Annotated in this window: 21 protein-coding genes; 6 read left to right on the top strand and 15 right to left on the bottom strand. The window is 62.1% G+C overall.

The annotated features are described in order from the left end of the window. Positions 1 to 226: 226 nt before the first annotated feature. From NKJ32_RS32580 to recA, 3 genes are all read right to left on the bottom strand, one after another. Positions 227 to 1,021 carry a PhzF family phenazine biosynthesis protein gene (locus tag NKJ32_RS32580; protein ID WP_352474728.1) on the bottom strand — a complete coding sequence of 265 codons (795 nt, stop codon included), beginning with the start codon at positions 1,019 to 1,021 and terminating at the stop codon, positions 227 to 229. 63 nt (positions 1,022 to 1,084) lie between these two features. Then, positions 1,085 to 3,751: an alanine--tRNA ligase gene (gene alaS / locus NKJ32_RS32575; RefSeq protein ID WP_352830093.1), complete on the bottom strand. Its 2,667-nt coding sequence runs from the start codon at positions 3,749 to 3,751 to the stop codon at positions 1,085 to 1,087. A gap of 259 nt (positions 3,752 to 4,010) precedes the next feature. Next, on the bottom strand, positions 4,011 to 5,108 hold the full coding sequence (gene recA / locus NKJ32_RS32570) for a recombinase RecA (RefSeq protein ID WP_023674696.1): 1,098 nt from the start codon (positions 5,106 to 5,108) through the stop codon (positions 4,011 to 4,013). 276 nt (positions 5,109 to 5,384) lie between these two features. Between recA and NKJ32_RS32565 the strand changes: the two genes are divergently transcribed. Next, entirely contained in the window at positions 5,385 to 6,317 is a 933-nt protein-coding gene (locus NKJ32_RS32565) for a PfkB family carbohydrate kinase (RefSeq protein WP_352788492.1), read from the top strand. A 34-nt stretch (positions 6,318 to 6,351) separates the two neighbouring features. On the opposite strand, the gene NKJ32_RS32560 is transcribed toward NKJ32_RS32565, so the two are convergent. Further along, complete coding sequence (locus NKJ32_RS32560) at positions 6,352 to 6,675, bottom strand: TfoX/Sxy family protein (protein WP_352788489.1); 324 nt, start codon at positions 6,673 to 6,675, stop codon at positions 6,352 to 6,354. Between the two features lie 90 nt (positions 6,676 to 6,765). On the opposite strand from NKJ32_RS32560, the gene NKJ32_RS32555 reads away from it, so the two are divergent. After that, positions 6,766 to 7,263 carry a GFA family protein gene (locus NKJ32_RS32555; RefSeq protein ID WP_352788486.1) on the top strand — a complete coding sequence of 166 codons (498 nt, stop codon included), beginning with the start codon at positions 6,766 to 6,768 and terminating at the stop codon, positions 7,261 to 7,263. Here the strand turns inward: NKJ32_RS32555 and NKJ32_RS32550 are convergent. Then, a complete protein-coding gene (locus NKJ32_RS32550) occupies positions 7,260 to 7,793 on the bottom strand; it encodes a DUF2199 domain-containing protein (protein WP_352788484.1) in 534 nt (177 codons plus the stop codon). The genes NKJ32_RS32555 and NKJ32_RS32550 overlap by 4 nt on opposite strands. An 11-nt stretch (positions 7,794 to 7,804) precedes the next feature. Then, positions 7,805 to 8,191, bottom strand: a complete 387-nt coding sequence (sufA, locus tag NKJ32_RS32545) for a Fe-S cluster assembly scaffold SufA (protein ID WP_352474720.1) — start codon at positions 8,189 to 8,191, stop codon at positions 7,805 to 7,807. 130 nt (positions 8,192 to 8,321) lie between these two features. Here sufA and NKJ32_RS32540 point away from each other — a divergent pair, with 130 nt between their 5' ends. Further along, positions 8,322 to 8,858, top strand: coding sequence for an STM3941 family protein (locus NKJ32_RS32540; protein ID WP_352830091.1), 537 nt, complete (start codon positions 8,322 to 8,324; stop codon positions 8,856 to 8,858). Between the two features lie 2 nt (positions 8,859 to 8,860). On the opposite strand, the gene NKJ32_RS32535 is transcribed toward NKJ32_RS32540, so the two are convergent. The 7 genes from NKJ32_RS32535 to NKJ32_RS32505 form a co-directional block, all read right to left on the bottom strand. After that, on the bottom strand, positions 8,861 to 9,253 hold the full coding sequence (locus NKJ32_RS32535) for an SUF system Fe-S cluster assembly protein (protein WP_352788479.1): 393 nt from the start codon (positions 9,251 to 9,253) through the stop codon (positions 8,861 to 8,863). A gap of 5 nt (positions 9,254 to 9,258) precedes the next feature. Next, on the bottom strand, positions 9,259 to 10,500 hold the full coding sequence (locus tag NKJ32_RS32530; protein ID WP_352830090.1) for a cysteine desulfurase: 1,242 nt from the start codon (positions 10,498 to 10,500) through the stop codon (positions 9,259 to 9,261). A gap of 178 nt (positions 10,501 to 10,678) precedes the next feature. Further along, positions 10,679 to 11,950, bottom strand: a complete 1,272-nt coding sequence (gene sufD, locus NKJ32_RS32525; protein ID WP_352830088.1) for a Fe-S cluster assembly protein SufD — start codon at positions 11,948 to 11,950, stop codon at positions 10,679 to 10,681. A gap of 25 nt (positions 11,951 to 11,975) precedes the next feature. After that, complete coding sequence (gene sufC, locus NKJ32_RS32520) at positions 11,976 to 12,731, bottom strand: Fe-S cluster assembly ATPase SufC (RefSeq protein WP_352590649.1); 756 nt, start codon at positions 12,729 to 12,731, stop codon at positions 11,976 to 11,978. Then, positions 12,724 to 13,140, bottom strand: a complete 417-nt coding sequence (locus NKJ32_RS32515; RefSeq protein ID WP_352590646.1) for a hypothetical protein — start codon at positions 13,138 to 13,140, stop codon at positions 12,724 to 12,726. The genes sufC and NKJ32_RS32515 overlap by 8 nt, the downstream gene beginning before the upstream one ends. Further along, positions 13,137 to 14,654, bottom strand: a complete 1,518-nt coding sequence (gene sufB / locus NKJ32_RS32510) for a Fe-S cluster assembly protein SufB (protein ID WP_023674685.1) — start codon at positions 14,652 to 14,654, stop codon at positions 13,137 to 13,139. Before sufB ends, NKJ32_RS32515 begins: the two co-directional genes overlap by 4 nt. A 188-nt stretch (positions 14,655 to 14,842) precedes the next feature. After that, a complete protein-coding gene (locus NKJ32_RS32505) occupies positions 14,843 to 16,021 on the bottom strand; it encodes a cysteine desulfurase family protein (protein ID WP_352830087.1) in 1,179 nt (392 codons plus the stop codon). A gap of 290 nt (positions 16,022 to 16,311) precedes the next feature. Between NKJ32_RS32505 and NKJ32_RS32500 the strand changes: the two genes are divergently transcribed. Both NKJ32_RS32500 and NKJ32_RS32495 read left to right on the top strand, forming a co-directional pair. Continuing rightward, complete coding sequence (locus tag NKJ32_RS32500) at positions 16,312 to 16,986, top strand: alpha/beta hydrolase (protein ID WP_023674683.1); 675 nt, start codon at positions 16,312 to 16,314, stop codon at positions 16,984 to 16,986. 6 nt (positions 16,987 to 16,992) lie between these two features. Continuing rightward, positions 16,993 to 17,643, top strand: coding sequence for an FMN-binding negative transcriptional regulator (locus tag NKJ32_RS32495; protein ID WP_023674682.1), 651 nt, complete (start codon positions 16,993 to 16,995; stop codon positions 17,641 to 17,643). Between the two features lie 41 nt (positions 17,644 to 17,684). On the opposite strand, the gene NKJ32_RS32490 is transcribed toward NKJ32_RS32495, so the two are convergent. Further along, entirely contained in the window at positions 17,685 to 18,017 is a 333-nt protein-coding gene (locus NKJ32_RS32490) for a lipid-A-disaccharide synthase N-terminal domain-containing protein (RefSeq protein ID WP_023674681.1), read from the bottom strand. Beyond that, entirely contained in the window at positions 18,010 to 18,738 is a 729-nt protein-coding gene (locus tag NKJ32_RS32485) for a glycosyltransferase family 2 protein (RefSeq protein WP_031211231.1), read from the bottom strand. Before NKJ32_RS32485 ends, NKJ32_RS32490 begins: the two co-directional genes overlap by 8 nt. 385 nt (positions 18,739 to 19,123) lie before the next feature. On the opposite strand from NKJ32_RS32485, the gene tyrS reads away from it, so the two are divergent. Beyond that, complete coding sequence (gene tyrS, locus NKJ32_RS32480; protein WP_023674679.1) at positions 19,124 to 20,377, top strand: tyrosine--tRNA ligase; 1,254 nt, start codon at positions 19,124 to 19,126, stop codon at positions 20,375 to 20,377. Positions 20,378 to 20,739: the final 362 nt, after the last annotated feature.

Here is a 20,739-nt window from a genome sequence, read left to right as displayed (position 1 = left end):
TCACCACCGTGCCATGGCCGCTCGCCCCTCAGAGCAAGCGCCGTTCTCTCTCCAAAACTTTTTGCAGAACCTTCAGCACATTATCTTGACAAGTGGCGAAGGCAATCGTGACATCCAATCTCCCCCCTTGAGGGGGAGATGTCCGGCAGGACAGAGGGGGGTGCTGTCCCGCCGAGGCTGGCGACAAATTCTCCCAGATCCTTGCCTTCTCTGCCTCGCAAGCCGCTCAATCGGGAAGGTAGATCTCCGCCTTCATGAAGGTCTTCGCACGGCCTGTGATCAGCACGCGATCTCCGGCCAGTTCGCATAGCAAATGCCCGCCGCGCTGCGAGCATTGGAATGCCGACAGATGCGTCTTGCCGAGTTTTTCAGACCAATAAGGCACCAGCGTCGCATGAATGGAGCCGGTTACCGGATCCTCGGGAATGCCCGCCCCGGGCACAAAGTAACGGGAGACGAAATCGTGGGCTCGCCCAGGCGCGGTAATAACCAGGCCGAGAGGATGAAAACGTCCGATCCTGAGCAGATCGGGAACGAAAGATCGCACGGTTGTCTCGTCGGCAAGCTCGACAAACAGGTTCTCGAAATTGCGGAAGCTCGCAACCGGCCGCTGAGGCAATATCGCTTGCAGCGCCGAGTTCAGCTCCTCCTCGATGGGCTGCGGCGGAAAACAAGGCAGATCGAGCTGATAGCCCCCTTCCCACCGGGAAACCCGCAGCTCGCCGACCCGGGTGGCGAAGGCCATTTCGCCCTGACCATTGTATTCCGTAGCCAGCACATGGGCGGCCGCAAGAGTGGCGTGGCCGCAGAAGTCGACTTCATGGACCGGCGTGAACCAGCGCAAATCCCAACCTTTGCCATTCGGCCGCACAAACGCGGTTTCAGCAAGATTGTTTTCGTTGGCGATGGCCTGCATTACCTGCTCCGACAGCCATTCCTCTAAAAGGAGAACGGCGGCAGGGTTACCCTGGAAGGCCCGTTCGGCAAAGGCATCGACCTGATACATCGTCAGCGTCGGCATATCGGCCCTCAAAGATATCCGCTGGGCGGCGCGCCATTTCGGCCGTGCCGCCCCGGTGCAGGTTCACGCCGCTTCGAGAGCCGCCTTCACCGCAGCGATCGCGTCTTCGGCCTTCGAGCCGTCCGGGCCGCCGGCCTGAGCCATATCGGGTCGCCCGCCGCCGCCCTGCCCGCCCAATGCCGCGGACGCGACGCGCACCAGATCGATGGCGTTGAAGCGGCCGGTCAGATCATCGGTGACGGCGACGACGACGCTCGCCTTGTTGTCCTCGCCGGCGCCGACAAAGACGACGATGCCGGAGCCGAGCGACTTCTTGCCGGCATCGGCCAACGGCTTAAGATCCTTTGGCGAGACGCCCGATACCGCCTTGCCGAGAAAACCGACACCGGCAATGGTTTCGTTTTCCGCAGGCACACCGGCTGGCGAGCGATCGCCCAGCGCCAGCTTCTTGCGCGCCTCGATCAGCTCCTTTTCGAGCTTCTTGCGTTCGTCCAGCAGCGCCTCGACGCGGGCCGGCACATCGGCCGGCGAAATCTTCAACGCGGCGGCGGCCGCCTTCAACCGCTTGTCTTGTTCGTCGAGATGCTTTCTGGCCGCCTCGCCGGTCAACGCCTCGATGCGGCGCACGCCGGCAGCGACCGCGCTGTCGGACACGATGCGCACCAGGCCGATATCGCCGGTCGCCCTGACATGCGTGCCGCCGCATAGCTCGACCGAATAAGGCCGGTTGGCCTTGGCGCCATGCAAGCCCGTGCCCATCGAAACGACGCGCACTTCATCGCCATATTTCTCGCCAAACAGCGCCATGGCGCCTTCGGCAATGGCGTCGTCGACAGACATCAGCCGCGTGGTTACAGGGCCGTTCTGAACGACGATCTCGTTTGCCATGCGCTCGACCTCTTCGAGCTCGTCCGGCGAGATCGGCTTGTTGTGCGAAATGTCGAAGCGCAGACGCTCGGGCGCGACCAGCGAGCCCTTCTGCGCCACATGGGTACCCAGCACCTCGCGCAGCGCCTCATGGATCAGATGCGTGGCGGAATGGTTCGCGCGCAGCCTGGAGCGACGCGCGTGGTCCACCTTCAGCTCGACGGTCGCGCCCGTCTTGACCGTGCCGTTAGCCACCTTGCCGAGATGGACGAAAAGCCCATCGGCCTTCTTCTGGGTATCGGATATTTCGATCGAGAACCCGTCGCCCGAAATGACGCCGGTGTCGCCCATCTGGCCACCGGACTCGCCATAGAACGGCGTCTGGTTGACAACCACGGCAACGGCGTCACCTTTGCCGGCGCTGTCGACGGTCTTGCCGCCCCTGACCAGCGCTTGGATGAGGCCTTCCGCCTGCTCGGTCTCATAGCCGAGGAACTCGGTGGCGCCGGCGTTCTCGCGCACCGGAAACCATACCGTCTCGGTCGCCACGTCGCCGGAGCCGGCCCAGCTTTTGCGCGCCTCCGCTTTCTGCCGCTCCATCGCCTCGGTGAAGCCGGCAAGGTTGACCGAGATGTTGCGCTGGCGCAGCGCGTCCTGCGTCAGATCGAGCGGAAAGCCATAGGTGTCGTAGAGCTTGAACGCTGTCTCGCCATCCAGCATGTCGCCGGAGGCCAGCTTTTCCGTCGCCTCCGAAAGCAAGCCCAAGCCGCGCACCAGCGTCTTGCGGAAACGGGTTTCCTCAAGCTTCAGCGTTTCGGTGATCATCTGTTCGCCGCGCACCAGTTCCGGGTAGGCTTGGCCCATCTCGCGGACCAGTGCCGGCACCAGGCGCCACATCAGCGGATCGCGGGCGCCGAGCAACTGCGCGTGGCGCATGGCGCGGCGCATGATGCGACGAAGCACGTAGCCGCGTCCTTCGTTGGACGGCAGCACGCCGTCGGCGACCAGGAAGCAGGACGAACGCAGGTGATCGGCGATGACGCGCAACGATGCGACGGCGTCCGCATCCGGACCTTTGCCAAGCGCCGACGACGCAGCGTCGATCAGGTGGCGGAACAGGTCGGTTTCGAAGACGCTTTCAACCCCTTGCAGGATGGATGCCATGCGCTCGAGGCCCATGCCTGTGTCGATCGACGGACGCGGCAGGTCGACGCGCTCGTCCTTCGTCACCTGTTCGTACTGCATGAACACCAGGTTCCAGAATTCAAGGAAACGGTCGCCATCCTCCTCGGGGCTGCCGGGAGGGCCGCCCCAGATATGCTCGCCACGGTCGATGAATATCTCCGAACACGGCCCGCAAGGTCCAGTGTCGCCCATTGCCCAGAAATTGTCCGAAGTCGCGATGCGGATGATGCGATCGTCCGAAAGGCCGGCGATCTTCTTCCAGTACGAGGCCGCCTCGTCGTCGGTGTGGTAGACGGTGACCAGCAGCTTGTCCTTCTTCAGCCCGAACTCCCTGGTGATCAGGTTCCAGGCAAGCTCTATGGCCCGCTCCTTGAAATAGTCGCCGAAGGAGAAATTGCCGAGCATCTCGAAGAAGGTCAGGTGGCGCGCGGTGTAGCCGACATTGTCGAGGTCGTTGTGCTTGCCGCCGGCGCGAACACTCTTCTGGGCAGTCGTGGCGCGCGAATACGGCCGCTTCTCCAGACCGGTGAAAACGTTCTTGAACTGCACCATGCCGGCATTGGTGAACATCAGCGTCGGGTCGTTGCGCGGCACCAGCGGGCTTGACGCGACGACCTCGTGACCTTCCTTGCGAAAATAGTCGAGAAATGCCGACCGGATCTCGTTGACGCCACTCATGAATACTGCCTTTTCGAGAGAACCGCCGGCTGCCGGCGGAAAATAGACATGGCCTTTTAGCGGTCGCACCGCAGCCTGTCCAGAAACACCAAATGGGCTCAAATCCCGGCTTTCACCAGCGCCTTGAAATGCGTCTGCCTCGCCGTCAAACGCGAACCGCCGGCCCTGGGCCGGCGGTTCGAAACGCATCGATTACGCAAACTCAAAATCAAAACATCAAATCGAAACCTGGCTGAGGCTCAGCGAGGCGTCGCTTGCCCTACATCACCCCAGCGTCGTCCTCGAAACCGTCGTCGCTGCTTTCGGAGCCGCCGTTCTCAAGGAATTTCTCAGCGATCAGCCCGGCATTCTGCCGTAGCGCCAGCTCGATCTCGCGCGCCGTGTCGGGATTGTCGCGCAGGAACAGTTTTGCGTTTTCGCGGCCCTGGCCAAGACGCTGCGAATTGTAGGAGAACCAGGCGCCCGACTTTTCGACCACGCCCGCCTTAACGCCGAGATCGACCAGCTCGCCGGTCTTGGAGACGCCCTCGCCATACATGATGTCGAACTCGACCACCTTGAAGGGCGGCGCCAGCTTGTTCTTGACGACTTTGACGCGGGTCTGGTTGCCGACGACCTCGTCGCGATCCTTGACCGAGCCGATGCGGCGGATGTCGAGGCGGACCGAGGCATAGAATTTCAACGCATTGCCGCCGGTCGTCGTCTCGGGCGAACCGAACATGACGCCGATCTTCATGCGGATCTGGTTGATGAAGATGACCATGGTGTTGGAGCGCGAGATCGAGGCGGTGAGCTTGCGCAGTGCCTGGCTCATCAGGCGGGCCTGCAGGCCGGGCAGCGAATCGCCCATCTCGCCTTCGATTTCCGCCCGCGGCGTCAACGCCGCCACCGAATCGACCACCAGCACGTCGATGGCGCCGGAGCGCACCAGCGTGTCGCAGATCTCCAGCGCCTGCTCGCCGGTATCGGGCTGCGAGATCAAAAGGTTTTCGAGATCGACGCCGAGCTTGCGGGCATAGACCGGGTCGAGCGCGTGCTCGGCATCGACAAAGGCGCAGATGCCGCCCTTCTTCTGGGCTTCGGCCACCGTGTGCAGCGCCAGCGTCGTCTTGCCCGAGCTTTCCGGCCCGTAGATCTCGACGATGCGGCCGCGCGGCAGGCCGCCGACGCCAAGCGCGATGTCCAGCCCAAGCGAGCCGGTCGGCACCGTTTCGATCTCGACGACCTGCTCGTTCGCGCCGAGCCGCATGATCGAGCCCTTGCCGAAGGCACGCTCGATTTGCGATAGCGCCGCATCCAGAGCCTTTGATTTGTCCACCGCTTTGTCCTCTACAAGCCGCAAAGAATTCTGAGCCATGATACATCACCCCGTGGTCGTCAATGGAGGCCGGACAATCCCGCAATCCTTAAAAGAATGTACCTCATTTGTTCTCATTTGTCAATGAGCACCAAGGGTTTGAAAAATAACGCATATCCCTATTTGTTCTATTTTTGTTTCGCAATTATTGCTTCCGATGTGTCTCGCCTCGCATGCGGCGCCGTTGCCGTCACCAACCGAATCGAACCCGCGATTGCAGGGTTCCGCCCGGCGACCTAGTCTCCCCGGGCAACAGCTAAAGGGCATTTTGACGGCATGATCAAATCCCCGACGATCCTGGCCGTGGGCGGCGCCTATATCGAGCGGCGCGGCCGGGTTGCCGGCGCCTTCGTGCCGGCCGCTTCCAACCCCGGCACGATGCGCGAGCATGTCGGCGGTGCCGTCTTCAACGCCTTGCGCTGTGCGGTGCGACGCGGCGCCTCGGCCTCGCTGCTTTCGGTGCGCGGCGGCGATGCCCTTGGCGACACGGTTTTACGCGCCGTCACCGAGGCCGGCATTGCCGACCTGTCGGCGGTGTTCCTCGACCGAGCAACGCCAAGCCATACGATGCTGATCGATAGCGACGGCGGGCTGATCGCCGGCCTTGCCGACATGGTGCTCTACGAGCTGGCGCTTCCCAAGCAGATCCGCCGCGCCAAGGTGCGGGAAGCGATCGGTTCGGCCGACGCGGTGCTGTGCGACGCCAACCTGCCGTCGACCGCGCTGGGGCGGCTGGCGGCACTCGCCGCCGACAAGCCGGTGTTTGCGCTTGCGGTCTCGCCCAATAAGGCGGCGCGGCTGATGCCGGTGCTCGACCGTCTGGCGCTGGCCTTCATGAACCGGCAGGAGGCCGGCGTGCTCGCCGGCGTCGGCATCGATGCTGACGATCAAGGCATCGTCGACGGCCTAAGACGCGCCGGGCTGAAAAGCGGCGTGATCACCGCCGGCGACGAACCAGTGCTCGGTTTTGACGAATTGAGCGCGTTCTCGATCTCGCCACCGCCGCTACAAAAGCGGACCGATACTGCCGGCGCCGGCGACGCATTGGCAGGCGCCACGATCGTTGCCCTGCTGCGCGGCCTGACGCTACGCGCGGCACTGCGCGAAGGCATTGCCGCAGCTATGCTCGCCGTCGAGCGCGCCGCCTTCACCAGCGCCAGCTTTGCCGAGGCGCTGGCGCTCGTGCCCGAGGCGCGGGACCTGGCGTGAAGTGCGGCCCGGAATTGCCAAAGCATGACGCAGCCTATTTTCCGGCGCGCCGTCCTGCCTCGTAGGCGCGGCGCGCCCAGATCACCATCTCGTCGGGATCGTCGAATGCGCTGTCGGGAACGCTCCAATAGGGCATCGACACGAGCTTGCCGTGGCGCGAGCCGGTATAGGTCCATTGCCGGCAGCCGGCCGCTTCGAAATCCGGTGCGCTTTCGGCGTCGGCCTTCAGCATCAATTCGCCACGGATGACGATGGCGACGATGACGCCGTCGAAATAGATGCCCTTGCCGCCGAACAGCTTGCGGATGCTGACCGGGCCGAGGCCTTCGAAAAGCTCTTCTATGCGCTCGTTGTCCATGCGGCGATCATGTCACCCGGATTTCCCCTTGTCATCGACGCAACCGGCACCATCCTGACAAGTTCAGAATCAATTTCGTCGGAGTTTTTCATGCCGCTTCTGCTCAAAGGGTCCTGCCGGTGCAATGCCGTGCGTTTCGAGGTGGAAAGCCACACGCCGGTGCCGTTCATGCTGTGCTACTGCTCGATCTGCCGCAAGCAGCAGGGCGGCGGCGGTTTCGCCATCAATCTCGGCGCCGATTACAAGACGCTGAAAATCCAGGGCAAGCGCCATCTCGGCGTCTACCGCGCCGAGATCGAGGACGACGAGCACCCGCAACGCGAGATCTCGACGGGCGAGCGGAACTTCTGCACGAAATGCGGGACGGCACTCTGGCTCTACGATCCGACCTGGCCGGAGCTGGTGCATCCGTTTGCCTCGGCGATCGACACAGACCTGCCAAAGCCGCCGGAGAAGGTGCATCTGATGCTGAAATACAAGGCGAACTGGGTCGAGCCCGACATCGGCAAGGGCGACAAGGTTTTCGATGTCTACCCGGAGGAGTCGATCGCAGACTGGCACAAGCGAACGGGGATGTGGGTGGATTAGCTGCTCCCGGCCTTAGGTCGGTGCGTGAGAGCCACCCAGCGCTCTATCTGCGCCACATCCACCCCACTGCGTTGGGCCGCAACCAAGGGATGATCTGCATCATGCAGAAACACCTTCGGACGCTGATCACCGGGCTGAAATACAACATTGGCATGCAGATGCAACGAGCCTGGATACTCAGGAATGTTGTGCATCAGGTATCCAAAACAGAGTTCTTCTTCATACTGGCCACTGTCATATCCATCTCGGTATAGATCCAAGCTTTTTTCCGAGACCGACATCCATACGCCGAAACAGAACTCGCTGGATAGCTGAGGCACTGGCAGAGGCAGCAAGCAACGAACAAACCGATCGGTTACCCCCGACGCACGGCGCACCTCGCAGAAATCTTCATTCTTACGAAAGGTCGCTCGAGCGGCATCGTCAAGCGTGTCCGTGTCCACGGGCGCACCGAACGCCATATCTGTTGGAAGCCCGGTATATTCCTGACCGCAACAGGCACACCGCCAGCGATATGCCTCGGCACTCATCACCAGTGACGCTAAGCCGCGCTTGCTTCGCGTGCTTCGGCCAGTGCCTTCAGATCGGCCGGCTTCAATTCGACCGATTCGCCGCAGCCGCAGGCCGAGCTCTGGTTCGGGTTGCGGAAGGTGAAGCCGGTGCGCAAAGTCGTCTGCTCGAAATCCATCTCGGTGCCGAACAGGAAAAGTGCCGCCTCCGGCGCGACATAGACATGGGCGCCATCGCGCTCGATATGGTCGTCCTTGGTGTTCGGCTCGGTCACCAGATCGACCGTATATTCCATGCCGGCGCAGCCGCCCTTCTTGATGCCAAGGCGAATGCCATGCGCATTCTCACGGGTCGCAACGATCTCGCGCACCCGGTCGGCGGCCTTTTCGGTCATGGTGATGACGGCAAAGCGTCCCATATCGTTCTCCACTTTCACGCGGGTTCAAGGCCTGCGGATCATTCTCGCCTAAGATGGTGAAGTTTTCTGCTCACTGCAACCAATTTGGATGTAATTTCAGTTGGCGACAATCGAACTATGGCGAAACTGAATGCCGCTTGACACCAATCGAACAGTTGAATTTCGGTCATCTCCTGCTCGGCTCAGCCTGGTTGCCGCTTTATCAGTGGCAATGGCAACTTTAGGCATTGCAATTGGATGGCGCCTAGTGCCGAATATCGCTCCAGGTAGCTTCAGGCAATTTCTCGGTTGGATAACGGCCATATCGTTCACCGGCACTTTTGTGATCGCTGTGGGGCGTCTTTTCGATTTGAAACGGCCGACGCTAGTTTTGTCGCCTAAGGGCTTTTGGGACGTCCGCCTGTCAGCAGAGTTCATTCCATGGAGTGTCGTCAAGCACATTTCTGAGCGGAGTTACCGGCGACAAAAGTTCCTTTTGGTAGAAGTCCTAGAGAGCGTCTGGCAGAGCCCGTCTTTGACCAAAATGGCGCGCTGGAGTCGGGGTCCCAATAGAGCGATGGATCTAGACGCAATGTGTATTGGCACGGGAGACCTCGACGTCAAGTTTGACGAGCTGTTCTCAGCGATCACGGCTTATGCCCAAACATACGGCGCCAAGGTCGACTAAGTTCAATACCACCCAACCGCCACCTGTGCCTCTTCCGACATTCGGTCGGGCGACCAGGGCGGGTCGAAGGTCATGTTAACCTCGACGCCGGAAACGCCTTCGACGGCGCCGACGGCGTTTTCGACCCAGCCCGGCATTTCGCCGGCCACCGGGCAGCCCGGCGCGGTCAGCGTCATGTCGATCTTGACCGAGCGGTCGTCCTCGATATCGATCTTGTAGACCAGGCCGAGCTCATAGATGTCGGCCGGGATTTCCGGGTCATAGACCGTCTTCAGCGCCGAGACGATGTCGTCGGTCAGCCGCGCCAATTCGTCGGCGGGAATAGCCGATCCGGAAACCGCCGCATTGGTGGCCGTTTCGGAAGTGGTCTCGGCGGTATGGCTGGCATCATCCATGATCGTCACCCGAAGAACTTTCGCGCCTTTTCCAGCGCACCGGCCAAAGCATCGACTTCGGCCCTGGTATTGTACATGCCGAACGACGCCCTGCATGTGGATGTTACGCCGAAGCGTTTCAACAGCGGCTGGGCGCAATGCGTGCCGGCGCGGACCGCCACGCCCTGCCGGTCGATGACCATCGACACGTCATGGGCGTGGATGCCCTGCAGCTCGAACGAGATGATGGCGCCCTTGCCGGGCGCATCGCCGAAGATGCGCAGTGAATTGATGGCGCGCAGTTTTTGATGCGCATAATCCTTCAGATCGGCCTCGTGCGCGGCGATGCCCTCGCGGCCGATCTTTTCCATGTATTCGAGCGCAGCACCCAGCCCGATCGCCTGGACGATCGGCGGCGTGCCGGCCTCGAAACGGTGCGGCGGATCGTTGTAGGTGACGATATCTTGCGTCACCTCCTCGATCATTTCGCCACCGCCCATGAACGGGCGCATGCGCTCCAGAATATCCTTCTTGCCGTAGAGCACGCCGATGCCCGACGGGCCATAGACCTTGTGGCCGGTGAAGACGAAGAAATCGCAGTCGAGATCCTGCACGTCGATCGGCATGTGCACGGCGCTCTGGCTGCCGTCGACCAGCACCGGAATGCCGCGCGCATGAGCGATGCGCACGATCTCCTTGATCGGCGTCACCGTGCCCAGTGCATTCGACATGTGGGTGATGGCGACGAGCCTGGTGCGGTCGGTCAGCCGTTTCTCGAATTCCTCGATATGGAACACGCCGAGATCGTCGACCGGTACCCAGACCAGCTTGGCGCCCTGCCGCTCGCGGATGAAATGCCACGGCACGATGTTGGAATGATGCTCCATAATCGAGAGCACGATCTCGTCGCCTTCGCCGATGTTCGGCATGCCGAAACCATAGGCGACCGTGTTGATCGCCGCCGTGGTGTTCGAGGTGAAGACGATGTTGTCGGTGCTCGGCGCATTGAGGAAACGGCGCACCGTCTCGCGCGCCTTCTCATAGGCGTCGGTCGCGGCATTCGACAGGAAATGCAGGCCGCGATGGACGTTGGCGTATTCCTGGGAATAGGCGTGCTGGATAGCGTCGAGCACGGCCTGTGGCTTCTGCGCCGAGGCGCCATTGTCGAGATAGACCAGCGGTTTGCCGTAGACTTGCCGCGACAGGATCGGGAAGTCGCGGCGGATCGCCTCGACGTCGTAGGGGATGTTTTCGACTTTCTGGTCCATCACAACTCTCTCGAGGCACCGCCTCATTCCGTCCAGCACCCCTCATCCGACCGAGCTTCGCTCGGCCACCTTCTCCCCCAAGGGGAGAAGGAAGAGCGCCTCTCCTTCTCCCCTTGTGGGAGAAGGTGGCGCCGAAGGCGACGGATGAGGGGTGTTGGCACCAACCCCTCAGTCACCTCTACCCGTGCGTCAAAAACCAATCGTCGAGCCGACGTTCGAGCGCCTCGACGATTGCCTCGTCGTCCAGTTCCTCGATTACCTCGGCGACGAAGGCCTTGACCAGCAAGCCGCGCGCGGTCTTCTCGTCGACGCCGCGCGCCATCAGGTAGAACAAATGATTGTGGTCGATCTCGGTGACGGTCGCCCCATGGCCGCAGACGACGTCGTCGGCGAAGATTTCGAGCTCCGGCTTGGTCGAGAACTCGCCGTCGTCCGACAGAAGCAGCGTGTTGCAGGCCATCTTGGCGTTGGTCTTCTGCGCATATTGATGGACGTTGATGCGGCCCTGGAAGACGCCGCGCGCCTTGCCGGTCACCACATTGCGGATGACTTCAGTCGAGGCCGTATGCGGCACGGCGTGGTCGAGCACCATGGTGACGTCGGTATGGGTGTCGCCGGCGAGCAGATTGATGCCGCGCAGGGTGAATTCGGCGCCCTCGCCGGTCGTCTTCACAACGACCTCCTGGCGCACCAGCTTGCCGCCGGCATTCATGACGAACAGCGTCAGCTTCGAACTCTTGCCGAGATGCGCCTTGAACTGGGCAAGGTGCGTCGCCGTATCCGGCTGCTCCTGCACGATGAGCCATGTCACCTCGGCGCCCTCGCCAAGCACAAGCTGGCTGACCGAACTGACCAGCGCCGCCTCCTCGCCTGCCTGGCGTTCGACGATGACAGCGTTGGCACCGGCACCGACGCGGACGGCCAGCCGTACATGCGTCTGTCCACCGGCCTGCAAATTCTGCAATTCGAGCGGCTTGTCCATTTGGGCCCCGTCGGCGATGTCGACGAAATAGCCGTCGGCGACAAAGGCGGTGTTGAGCGCGCCGATGGCGTCGTCGCTGCCATAGGAATCCAGCCCCGGGGCGATGCTGCCGTCGGTCAGCTTCTCCGACAGGCGCTGTACCGTGACGCCCTCGACAGCAGCCCATTTCGCGCTCGAAACGCCGTTCAGCACCGGCAAAACCGAGGAGCCTTCGACGATCGGCGCAATGGCTTTCGCAACCGCTGCCGGATCGAAGTCCGGCACCGAGGTCAGCAGCCGGCGCAGGTCCGTATAGTGCCAGGATTCGATGCGCCGCGTCGGCAGGCCGCTTTTGATCGCCTCGATGGCGTCGTCGCGCTTCAGCATCACCGCGCCGTCACCGGGCAGCAGCGACAGCCGCTCGCCAAAGGCGTCGATCAGCGCCGTTTCGGCTAATGTCCGCTGGGGTGTTGTCGTGTGCATATTCATCAGTTTCGTCCTGCCTTCCGGCATCTCACGCGGCTTGCCCGATCACGCCGGCATAGCCATTGGCCTCGAGGTCGAGCGCCAGCGACTTGTCGCCCGACTTGATCACCTGACCCCTGTAGAGCACGTGCACCGTATCCGGCACGATGTATTGGAGCAGGCGCTGGTAGTGGGTGATGACGACGATGGCGCGGTCCGGCGAGCGCAGCGTGTTGACGCCGTCCGCGACGATCTTCAGCGCGTCGATATCGAGACCGGAATCGGTCTCGTCGAGCACGCAGAGCTTTGGTTCCAGCAGCTTCATCTGCAGGATCTCGGCACGCTTCTTCTCGCCGCCGGAAAAGCCGACATTGAGCGGCCGCTTCAGCATCGCCATGTCCATGTTGAGCGAGGCGGCCGCTTCCTTCACGCGCTTGAGGAATTCCGGGATTTTCAGCGGCTCCTGGCCGCGCGCCTTGCGCTGCTCGTTCATCGCCACCTTCAAAAATTCCATCGTCGCCACGCCCGGTATCTCCATCGGATACTGGAAGGCGAGAAAGATGCCGGCGGTGGCGCGCTCGGCCGGATCCATTTCGAGGATCGACTGGCCGTTGTAGAGGATGTCGCCATCGGTGACCTCATAGTCCTCGCGGCCGGCGAGGATATAGGACAGCGTCGATTTCCCCGAGCCGTTCGGGCCCATGATGGCGGCGACCTCGCCAGCCCTGACCGTCAGGTTCAGGCCGCGGATGATCTCGGTGCCGTCATCGACGATGCGGGCATGCAGGTTTCTGATTTCAAGCATTCTCTTGCTCTATCGTTCCGTTAACTACATATCGCCGAGCTAGGGCAACGGCGACGTCGCTTTCAAGTTCAGGTGCCAAGTCAAATCGCATACTTCCGTCCTCGACGGCGTCGGCGGGATTCGGCCACCTGGTGATTTCAAAAATCTCAGGGCCGTAGACTGTGATCATCAACTCCGTGCCGTCTTCGCGCCCAGCGCTAATTCGGTTGGCTTCGACTTCGATACTGACGACAACTTTGCTTTCGGCAGCAAAGCTTCGAAGGTAGTTCCCGAGCGACGTTGCCAATTCTCCGCAAATCTGCTCATCGAGGTCGGCCCGATAGTTGTCGGGTAGCTCACCAGAATGCCTGTCAAACTGGTGAACGCGTGCGACCAACGGCGGACCGTTCTCTGCCTCATCGTCACTCACCCCACGCTCCCCTCGAGGCTGATGCCGATCAGCTTCTGCGCCTCGACCGCGAATTCCATCGGCAGCTGCTGGATGACGTCCTTGACGAAGCCGTTGACGATCAGCGCGATCGCCTCTTCTTCCGGGATGCCGCGCTGCATGACGTAGAACTTCTGGTCCTCGGAAATCTTCGAGGTGGTCGCCTCATGCTCGAACTGCGCGGTCGAGTTCTTGGCTTCCATGTAGGGCACGGTGTGCGCGCCGCACTGGTCACCGATCAGCAGCGAATCGCAATTGGTGAAGTTGCGGGCGTTGGTCGCCTTGCGGTGCGCCGAGACCTGGCCGCGATAGGTGTTCTGCGAGAAGCCGGCGGCAATGCCCTTGGAGATGATGCGGCTCGACGTGTTCTTGCCGAGGTGGATCATCTTGGTGCCGCTGTCGACCTGCTGATAGCCGTTCGAGACGGCGATCGAATAGAACTCGCCGCTGGAATCGTCGCCGCGCAGGATGCAGCTCGGATATTTCCAGGTGATCGCCGAACCGGTCTCGACCTGCGTCCACGAAATCTTCGAGCGATGGCCGCGGCAGTCGCCGCGCTTGGTGACGAAATTGTAGATGCCGCCCTTGCCTTCGGCGTCGCCGGGATACCAGTTCTGCACCGTCGAATATTTGATCTCGGCATCGTCGAGCGCGATCAGCTCGACCACCGCGGCATGAAGCTGATTCTCGTCGCGTTGCGGCGCCGTGCAGCCTTCGAGATAGGAGACGTAAGCCCCCTCCTCGGCGATGATCAGCGTGCGCTCGAACTGGCCGGTGTTCTTCTCGTTCATGCGGAAATAGGTCGACAATTCCATCGGGCAGCGCACGCCCTTGGGCACGAAGACGAACGAACCGTCGGTGAACACCGCCGAATTCAGCGTCGCGTAGAAATTGTCGGAGGTCGGCACGACCGAGCCGAGATACTTCTTCACCAGCTCCGGATGCTCGCGGATGGCTTCCGAGATCGAGCAGAAGATGACGCCGGCCTGCGCCAGTTCCTTCTTGAAAGTGGTGACGACGGAGACGGAATCGAACACCGCATCGACGGCGACGCGGCCCGACTTGTAGACGTTGTCGCTGGCTTCCTCGAGCTCCGACGCATCGGTCTTCTGCACGCCGGCGAGGATTTCCTGTTCCCTGAGCGGAATGCCGAGCTTCTCATAGACCTTCAGCAGTTCGGGATCGACCTCGCTGAGCGAAGTCGGCCCCGGCGTGCTCTTGGGCGCGGCGTAATAGTGGAGGTCCTGGAAATCGATTTTGGGATAGTGGACGCGCGCCCATTTCGGCTCGTCCAGCGTCAGCCAGCGGCGATAGGCTTCCAGGCGCCATTCCAGCATCCAGGACGGCTCGTCCTTCTTCGCCGAAATGAAGCGGATAATGTCTTCGCTCAGGCCCTTGGGGGCCTTGTCCATCGCGATTTCGGTCTGGAATCCGTATTTATACTGGTCGACATCGATCTTTCGAACTCGATCGATCGTCTCCTGCACAGCAGGCATCAGCGTTCTCCATCCACGCCGGGGTCAAGGCCCGGCAGTTTTCAAACTATGGCACCGCAAACGAGCACCCATCAGGCACCGGAGGCGGCGTAAGTTTCATATAGTGCGTTCATGCCGGAAATTCACCCGGCCAAATGCGAACGCACGGCTCTACCAGGCCGCAAGGCCCTAAATTTCGTCTGCCGCGCTCAGGCGGCTCGTTCCCTGCTTGCCTTTTCCTTACCGGCTTGGCGCGCGACGATCGTCGCCAGCGCCGAACGGAACAGCTCGATATCTTCAGCGCTGGTCGCGTGGCCGACGGACACGCGCAACGCGCCGAGGCCGTCACCATAACCCATGGCTTTCAGCACGTGACTCGGCCCTACTTTGCCCGACGAACAGGCCGATCCAGCCGACAGCGCCACACCGGCCAGGTCGAAGGCAATCTGCGCTGTCTCGGCCTTGATGTCGGCAATAGCGAAGAATGTCGTATTGGCAAGCCTTAGCGCGCCGGTCCCGAAGATTTCCGCGTCCGGAACCAGCGTTTTCACGATCGCCTCGATTTCGTCGCGACGCTGCCGCACCGCTTCGATCGTTTGCAAGCCGGCAAGCGCCTCACGCGCCGCCACGCCAAACCCGGCAATCGCCGCCAGGTTTTCGGTGCCGCCGCGATGGCCCTTTTCCTGGCCGCCGCCGCTGACCAGCGGTTTTGGCATCATCAGGTCCGACGCCGCGACAATGGCGCCGACGCCCTTGGGTCCGCCGATCTTGTGTGAGGAGAGGATCAGATAGTCTGCGTAACCCGCTGACATATCGAGCGGAATGCGGCCGGTCGCCTGCACGGCATCGACCACCAGGATGCCACCCGCCGCCTTGACGATTTCGGCAATGCGGCCGACCGGCTGGATCACGCCGGTTTCATTGTTGGCAGCGTGGATGGCCACCAGCGGCAAGCCTTCGGCCTTGTCATGCTGGACGAGAGCCTCGGCCAAAACGTCGAGCCTGACGACGCCGTCGGCGTCGACGCCGATCCGTGTCACCTGCGCTGCTGGGAAGCGCCCGCCGTTCAGCAGGCAAGGATGATCGGCCTCGGACACATAGAGCCGGCTCATACGGACAGCACCGCGCCCCATCTGCCAGTCCGGCGTCAGCAGCGTCGAGGCCGCTTCCGTCGCGCCGGAGGTGAATACGACATGCTCGGCTTTGGCGCTGACCAGTCGAGCCACGTCGCGCCTGGCGTCCTCGATCAGCCGCCGTGCAGCGCGGCCCTCGGCATGGACCGAGGATGGGTTGGCGGCGATGTCGAGCGCAGCGACCACGGCCGCGCGCGCCGAGGCAAGCAGCGGCACGCTGGCGTTGTAGTCGAGATAGGCGCGTGCTCCGGCCATTTCCGTCCAACTGGTCCCTTCAAAAGCCGTTCCGCGAAGATAGCGCGTTATTTCCTTGAAATTGCAAGGCAAGACGTCCTATTTACGCGGCTTGCGGCGCGGGTGGCCGAGACACAATTTTTGGCCGCCCAGTTTTGAACAATTCTAAACTAGCTTCTAGAAAGACCCTCGCCCTGCGTCAAGGCCTAGGGAAGACTGGGGCCTAGGGAAGACTGGGGCCAGAGGAAGACTGGGGCCAGAGGAAGAGTTGTTCCGGGCGCCGCGCAAATTTATACCAAGTGGAGTATTTCATGCCTGAGGTCATTTTCACCGGTCCGGCCGGCCGTCTGGAGGGTCGCTATCAGCCCTCGAAGGAAAAGAGCGCGCCGATTGCCATCGTCCTGCACCCGCACCCCCAGTTCGGCGGGACGATGAACAACAAGATCGTCTACGACCTCTTCTACATGTTCCAGAAGCGCAATTTCACCACGCTGCGCTTCAATTTCCGCGGCATCGGCCGCAGCCAGGGCGAGTTCGACCACGGCACCGGCGAATTGTCCGACGCCGCCGCGGCGCTCGACTGGGTGCAGTCGCTGCATCCGGATTCCAAGAGCTGCTGGGTTGCCGGCTATTCGTTCGGCTCGTGGATCGGCATGCAGCTTCTGATGCGCCGGCCGGAGATCGAGGGCTTCATCTCGGTCGCGCCGCAGCCCAATACCTATGATTTCTCGTTCCTGGCGCCATGCCCGTCGTCCGGCCTGATCATCCACGGCGACGCCGACAAGGTCGCGCCGCCCAAGGACGTGCAGGGGCTGGTCGACAAGCTGCACACGCAAAAGGGCATTACCATCACCCAGAAGACCTTGCCCGGCGCCAACCATTTCTTTGCCAACCATGCGGAGCTTCTGATCGAGGAATGCGCCGACTACCTCGATCGCCGGCTGGCCGGGGAATTGTCCGACCCACGGCCGAAGCGGCTGAGATAATCGGCGATGTACCAACCGCCTCACTTCCAGGAAACACGGCAGGACGTCCTGCACGGGCTGATCCGGGCGCATCCGCTTGGCCTGCTGGTGTCGAACGGCGTCGAGGGGCCGGTCGCCAACGCGATTCCCTTTCTTCTAGACGCGGATGTGCCACCGAACGGCAGGCTCCGCGCCCATTTGGCCAAGGCCAATCCGCAATGGCGGCTTTTGGCCGACAATCCCCTGGCGCGGGTGCTGGTCGTCTTCCAGGGCGCCGATGCCTATGTGACGCCGTCCTGGTACGAGACCAAGCGTGAAACCGGCAAGGTGGTACCGACCTGGAACTACGCCATCGTCCAGGTGCGCGGCATCGTCACGGTGATCGAAGACCAGGATTGGCTGGCCGAGCAGATTTCCGATCTGACGATGTCGCAGGAGGGCAGCCGCTCGGCGCCGTGGGCGGTGACCGACGCGCCGGCACCCTTCATCCAGTCGCAGATCAAAGGCATCGTCGGCCTAGAGATCGAAATCACCGAAATCAGCGGCAAATGGAAAGTCAGCCAGAACCGCCCGGCCGCCGACCGCGTCGGTGTCGCCGAGGGGCTCGAGAGCGAGACTGCCGATTCGGCCGATATGGTCCGGCTGGTAAGGTCCTACGGCGGGCTGGACGGCCAGTAATCTGGATTGCTTGCTCGACCGGTTTCAGGCCGGTCGAGGGCTCAATCGACCTTCGTCATCGCCGCCTTGCGCTCGTTGGCGATCAGCCAGAGATTGCGGATATAGATCAACAGGCCCATGGCCTGGCCGGCGATGAACACCGGATCCTGACGCTGGATGGCGTAGATCAGCAGCAGGCCGCCGCCGAACAGCGAAAAGAACCAGAAGGCGATCGGCACGACGCTGCGCTTGGCCTTTTCCGACGCCACCCACTGCACCAGAAAGCGCATGGTGAAGAAGAACTGGGCGACGAAGCCGAGCAGAACCCAGGCATCGAATTGCTTGACGAAAACATCGTGAAGCCAGGTCGCCAATTCCTGAAGCACGTTACCCATGCCTGATTTCCTCTACTTTGGGCATTCTGCGGCGCCTGCGGCGCAGCCACCAGACGCCGGCAAGATCAAGCACGCCCTGCAGGCCGCGATCGAAGATGCCGTAATTCGATTTGCCGTGACGGCGGGAGCGATCGACGACGTCGCAATGGACGACGCGGTAGCCCTCCTGGATGACCAGCGCCGGAACAAAGCGGTGGGTGCCGTCGAAGAACGGCAATTTCCTCAAAATGTCGGTATGGATCGCCTTGAGGCCGCAGCCGGTATCCCGCGTCTCGTCGTGCAGGATGGCCTTTCTCAGCCCGTTGGCGAAACGCGACGCCAGCTGCTTGATCTTGCTGTCGCGGCGCTTCAGACGCTGTCCCTGCGCGGCCCCGACATCGGGACCAGCCTGCCGCAGCGCGTCTATCAACACTGGGATATAACCGGGGTCGTTCTGGCCGTCGCCGTCGATGGTGGCGACGATATCGCCGCGCGCCGCCCAGGCGCCCGAACGCACCGAGAGCGACTGGCCAGCGGATTTCTGATGCCTGAGATGGCGCAGCGGAAACCGGCGAAGCGCTGCTTGTGCGGCAAGCACCGAAGGCGTGTCGTCGGTCGAGCCATCGTCGACGACGATGACCTCGAAGTCGCGCCCGGCCATCGCGGCGCCGATCTCGTCGAGCAGAAGCGGCAGGTTCGCCGCCTCGTTCCGGCAAGGAATGACGATGGATATCTCCGGCATCTCGACTCTGTCATAGGATATGGCATTCGATCGATGCCGTGCGGTCCAGCGGATGAGACCCGTTGGCGGCGCCTCATTACGCCAGCCGAAACGATGACGCAAGCAGGCCGCACGCTTGGGGTTCTCCCTTCTCCCCTTGTGGGAGAAGGTGGCCGCGCGAAGCGCGGTCGGATGAGGGGTGTTCCAGCTTGGCAACGACGGCACTCCGTCCAACACCCCTCAACCGTCTTGGCGCTGCGCGCCAATCCACCTTCTCCCACAAGGGGAGAAGGCAAGAGGGTGTCGCAAAACCGGATTCCACTTTTGCTGATCGCGCTTGAGTGCTAAACGCCCGCCTTCATGCATAGCCGAACCGCGTTCGGCCGGAAGCTTTTCGGGAAAGAAAATGTCCGCCTTCAAATCCGATTTCCTGCGCACGATGAGCGAGCGCGGTTTCATCCACCAGACCTCGGACGATGCCGGCCTCGACCAGCTTTTCGCCACGGAAACGGTGAGCGCCTATATCGGCTTCGACGCCACCGCCAGGAGCCTGCATGCCGGGTCGCTGATCCAGATCATGATGCTTTACTGGCTGCAGCAGACCGGCCACCGGCCAATCGCGCTGATGGGCGGCGGCACCTCGATGATCGGCGATCCGTCGTTCAAGGACGAGGCGCGCAAGCTTTTGACGCCGCAGGACATCGAGGACAATCTCGCCGGCATCCGCCGCAACTTCACGCCCTACCTCAAATTCGGCAGCGGCCCGAACGACGCCGTCATGATCAACAATGCCGACTGGCTGATGGACATCAACTACGTCAATTTCCTGCGCGATGTCGGCCGGCATTTTTCGGTCAACCGAATGCTGGCCTTCGATTCAGTCAAGCTCCGGCTGGACCGCGAGCAGTCGCTGTCGTTCCTCGAATTCAACTACATGATCCTGCAGGCCTATGACTTCGTCGAGCTCTACAAGCGTCTCGGCTGCCGGCTGCAGATGGGCGGCTCCGACCAGTGGGGCAACATCGTCAACGGCATCGATCTCGGCCATCGCATGGAAGGCGCGCAGCTTTATGCGCTGACGACGCCGCTGCTCACCACCTCCTCCGGCGCCAAGATGGGCAAGTCGGCCTCGGGCGCGGTCTGGCTCGATGCGGAGATGCTGAGCCCGTACGACTTCTGGCAATACTGGCGCAACACCGAGGATGCCGATGTCGGCCGTTTCCTGAAGCTCTACACGACCCTGCCACTCGCCGAGGTCGCACGCCTCGAACGGCTCGGCGGCTCGGAGATCAACGAAGCCAAGAAGATCCTCGCCACCGAAATCACCGCCATGCTGCATGGCCGCGAGGCGGCAGAGGAGGCCAGCGAAACGGCGCGTAAGACGTTCGAAGAAGGGGCGCTCGCCGAAACACTGCCAACCGTCGAGGTGGGCAGGGCCGACCTTGAAGCCGGCGTCGGCCTATTGTCGCTGTTCGTCACCGCCGGGCTGGCTGGGTCCAACGGCGAGGCACGGCGGCATATCCAGGGCGGCGCCGTGCGCCTCAACGACCAGCCAGTTTCCGACGATCGCAGGATGGTGACGCTGCAGGACCTTGGCCCGGAAAACGTCGCGAAACTGTCGCTCGGCAAGAAGAAACACGTTCTGGTGCGGCCGGTCTGACCAGGGCCCGGCACTTCCTGTTAGATCTTTTCCGAAACCGGTTTCATCTTGCGGCGCTGACCTTCGGTTCGGAATCACCGCCGAGGTTAATCAGCTAGCTCCCGAGAATGGCCGAGATGCCATTCGTCTCATCGATCGGAACGAGCAGGTAGCGCAAATAGCGGACGTTCTGCGGCGCTTCGATGAACGTCTTGTTCGGGGCCGGAAGCGGACTTGCGGCTTGGCGGCTTGGAATGTGAGAAGCGGACGTTCAGGCGCCCCCATGCATCGACGCGATCTGTGATGGGTTTCGGATGCCGGCCGTCTACTGAGATGGCGTGGCTCGAGGCCGGCGTCCGGAAGCCTCCAGGGAAGGAACCCGC

The organism is Mesorhizobium sp. M0159 (assembly GCF_040322295.1).
In the GTDB taxonomy this organism is placed as follows: Bacteria; Pseudomonadota; Alphaproteobacteria; order Rhizobiales; family Rhizobiaceae; genus Mesorhizobium.
This window is presented reverse-complemented; position numbering and strand designations above follow the sequence as displayed.

Bases quoted from the DNA above. Each gene is read 5' to 3' on its own strand.
- NKJ32_RS32485 (WP_031211231.1), bottom strand. From the start codon at position 18,738: ATGCCGGAGATATCCATCGTCATTCCTTGCCGGAACGAGGCGGCGAAC.
- NKJ32_RS32560 (WP_352788489.1), bottom strand. From the start codon at position 6,675: ATGGACAACGAGCGCATAGAAGAGCTTTTCGAAGGCCTCGGCCCGGTC.
- sufB (WP_023674685.1), bottom strand. From the start codon at position 14,654: ATGCCTGCTGTGCAGGAGACGATCGATCGAGTTCGAAAGATCGATGTC.
- NKJ32_RS32550 (WP_352788484.1), bottom strand. From the start codon at position 7,793: ATGAGTGCCGAGGCATATCGCTGGCGGTGTGCCTGTTGCGGTCAGGAA.
- NKJ32_RS32495 (WP_023674682.1), top strand. From the start codon at position 16,993: ATGTACCAACCGCCTCACTTCCAGGAAACACGGCAGGACGTCCTGCAC.
- NKJ32_RS32540 (WP_352830091.1), top strand. From the start codon at position 8,322: ATGCCGCTTGACACCAATCGAACAGTTGAATTTCGGTCATCTCCTGCT.
- NKJ32_RS32490 (WP_023674681.1), bottom strand. From the start codon at position 18,017: ATGGGTAACGTGCTTCAGGAATTGGCGACCTGGCTTCACGATGTTTTC.
- sufC (WP_352590649.1), bottom strand. From the start codon at position 12,731: ATGCTTGAAATCAGAAACCTGCATGCCCGCATCGTCGATGACGGCACC.
- sufA (WP_352474720.1), bottom strand. From the start codon at position 8,191: ATGGGACGCTTTGCCGTCATCACCATGACCGAAAAGGCCGCCGACCGG.
- sufD (WP_352830088.1), bottom strand. From the start codon at position 11,950: ATGAATATGCACACGACAACACCCCAGCGGACATTAGCCGAAACGGCG.
- NKJ32_RS32535 (WP_352788479.1), bottom strand. From the start codon at position 9,253: ATGGATGATGCCAGCCATACCGCCGAGACCACTTCCGAAACGGCCACC.
- alaS (WP_352830093.1), bottom strand. From the start codon at position 3,751: ATGAGTGGCGTCAACGAGATCCGGTCGGCATTTCTCGACTATTTTCGC.
- NKJ32_RS32505 (WP_352830087.1), bottom strand. From the start codon at position 16,021: ATGGCCGGAGCACGCGCCTATCTCGACTACAACGCCAGCGTGCCGCTG.
- NKJ32_RS32565 (WP_352788492.1), top strand. From the start codon at position 5,385: ATGATCAAATCCCCGACGATCCTGGCCGTGGGCGGCGCCTATATCGAG.
- tyrS (WP_023674679.1), top strand. From the start codon at position 19,124: ATGTCCGCCTTCAAATCCGATTTCCTGCGCACGATGAGCGAGCGCGGT.
- recA (WP_023674696.1), bottom strand. From the start codon at position 5,108: ATGGCTCAGAATTCTTTGCGGCTTGTAGAGGACAAAGCGGTGGACAAA.
- NKJ32_RS32530 (WP_352830090.1), bottom strand. From the start codon at position 10,500: ATGGACCAGAAAGTCGAAAACATCCCCTACGACGTCGAGGCGATCCGC.
- NKJ32_RS32500 (WP_023674683.1), top strand. From the start codon at position 16,312: ATGCCTGAGGTCATTTTCACCGGTCCGGCCGGCCGTCTGGAGGGTCGC.
- NKJ32_RS32580 (WP_352474728.1), bottom strand. From the start codon at position 1,021: ATGCCGACGCTGACGATGTATCAGGTCGATGCCTTTGCCGAACGGGCC.
- NKJ32_RS32555 (WP_352788486.1), top strand. From the start codon at position 6,766: ATGCCGCTTCTGCTCAAAGGGTCCTGCCGGTGCAATGCCGTGCGTTTC.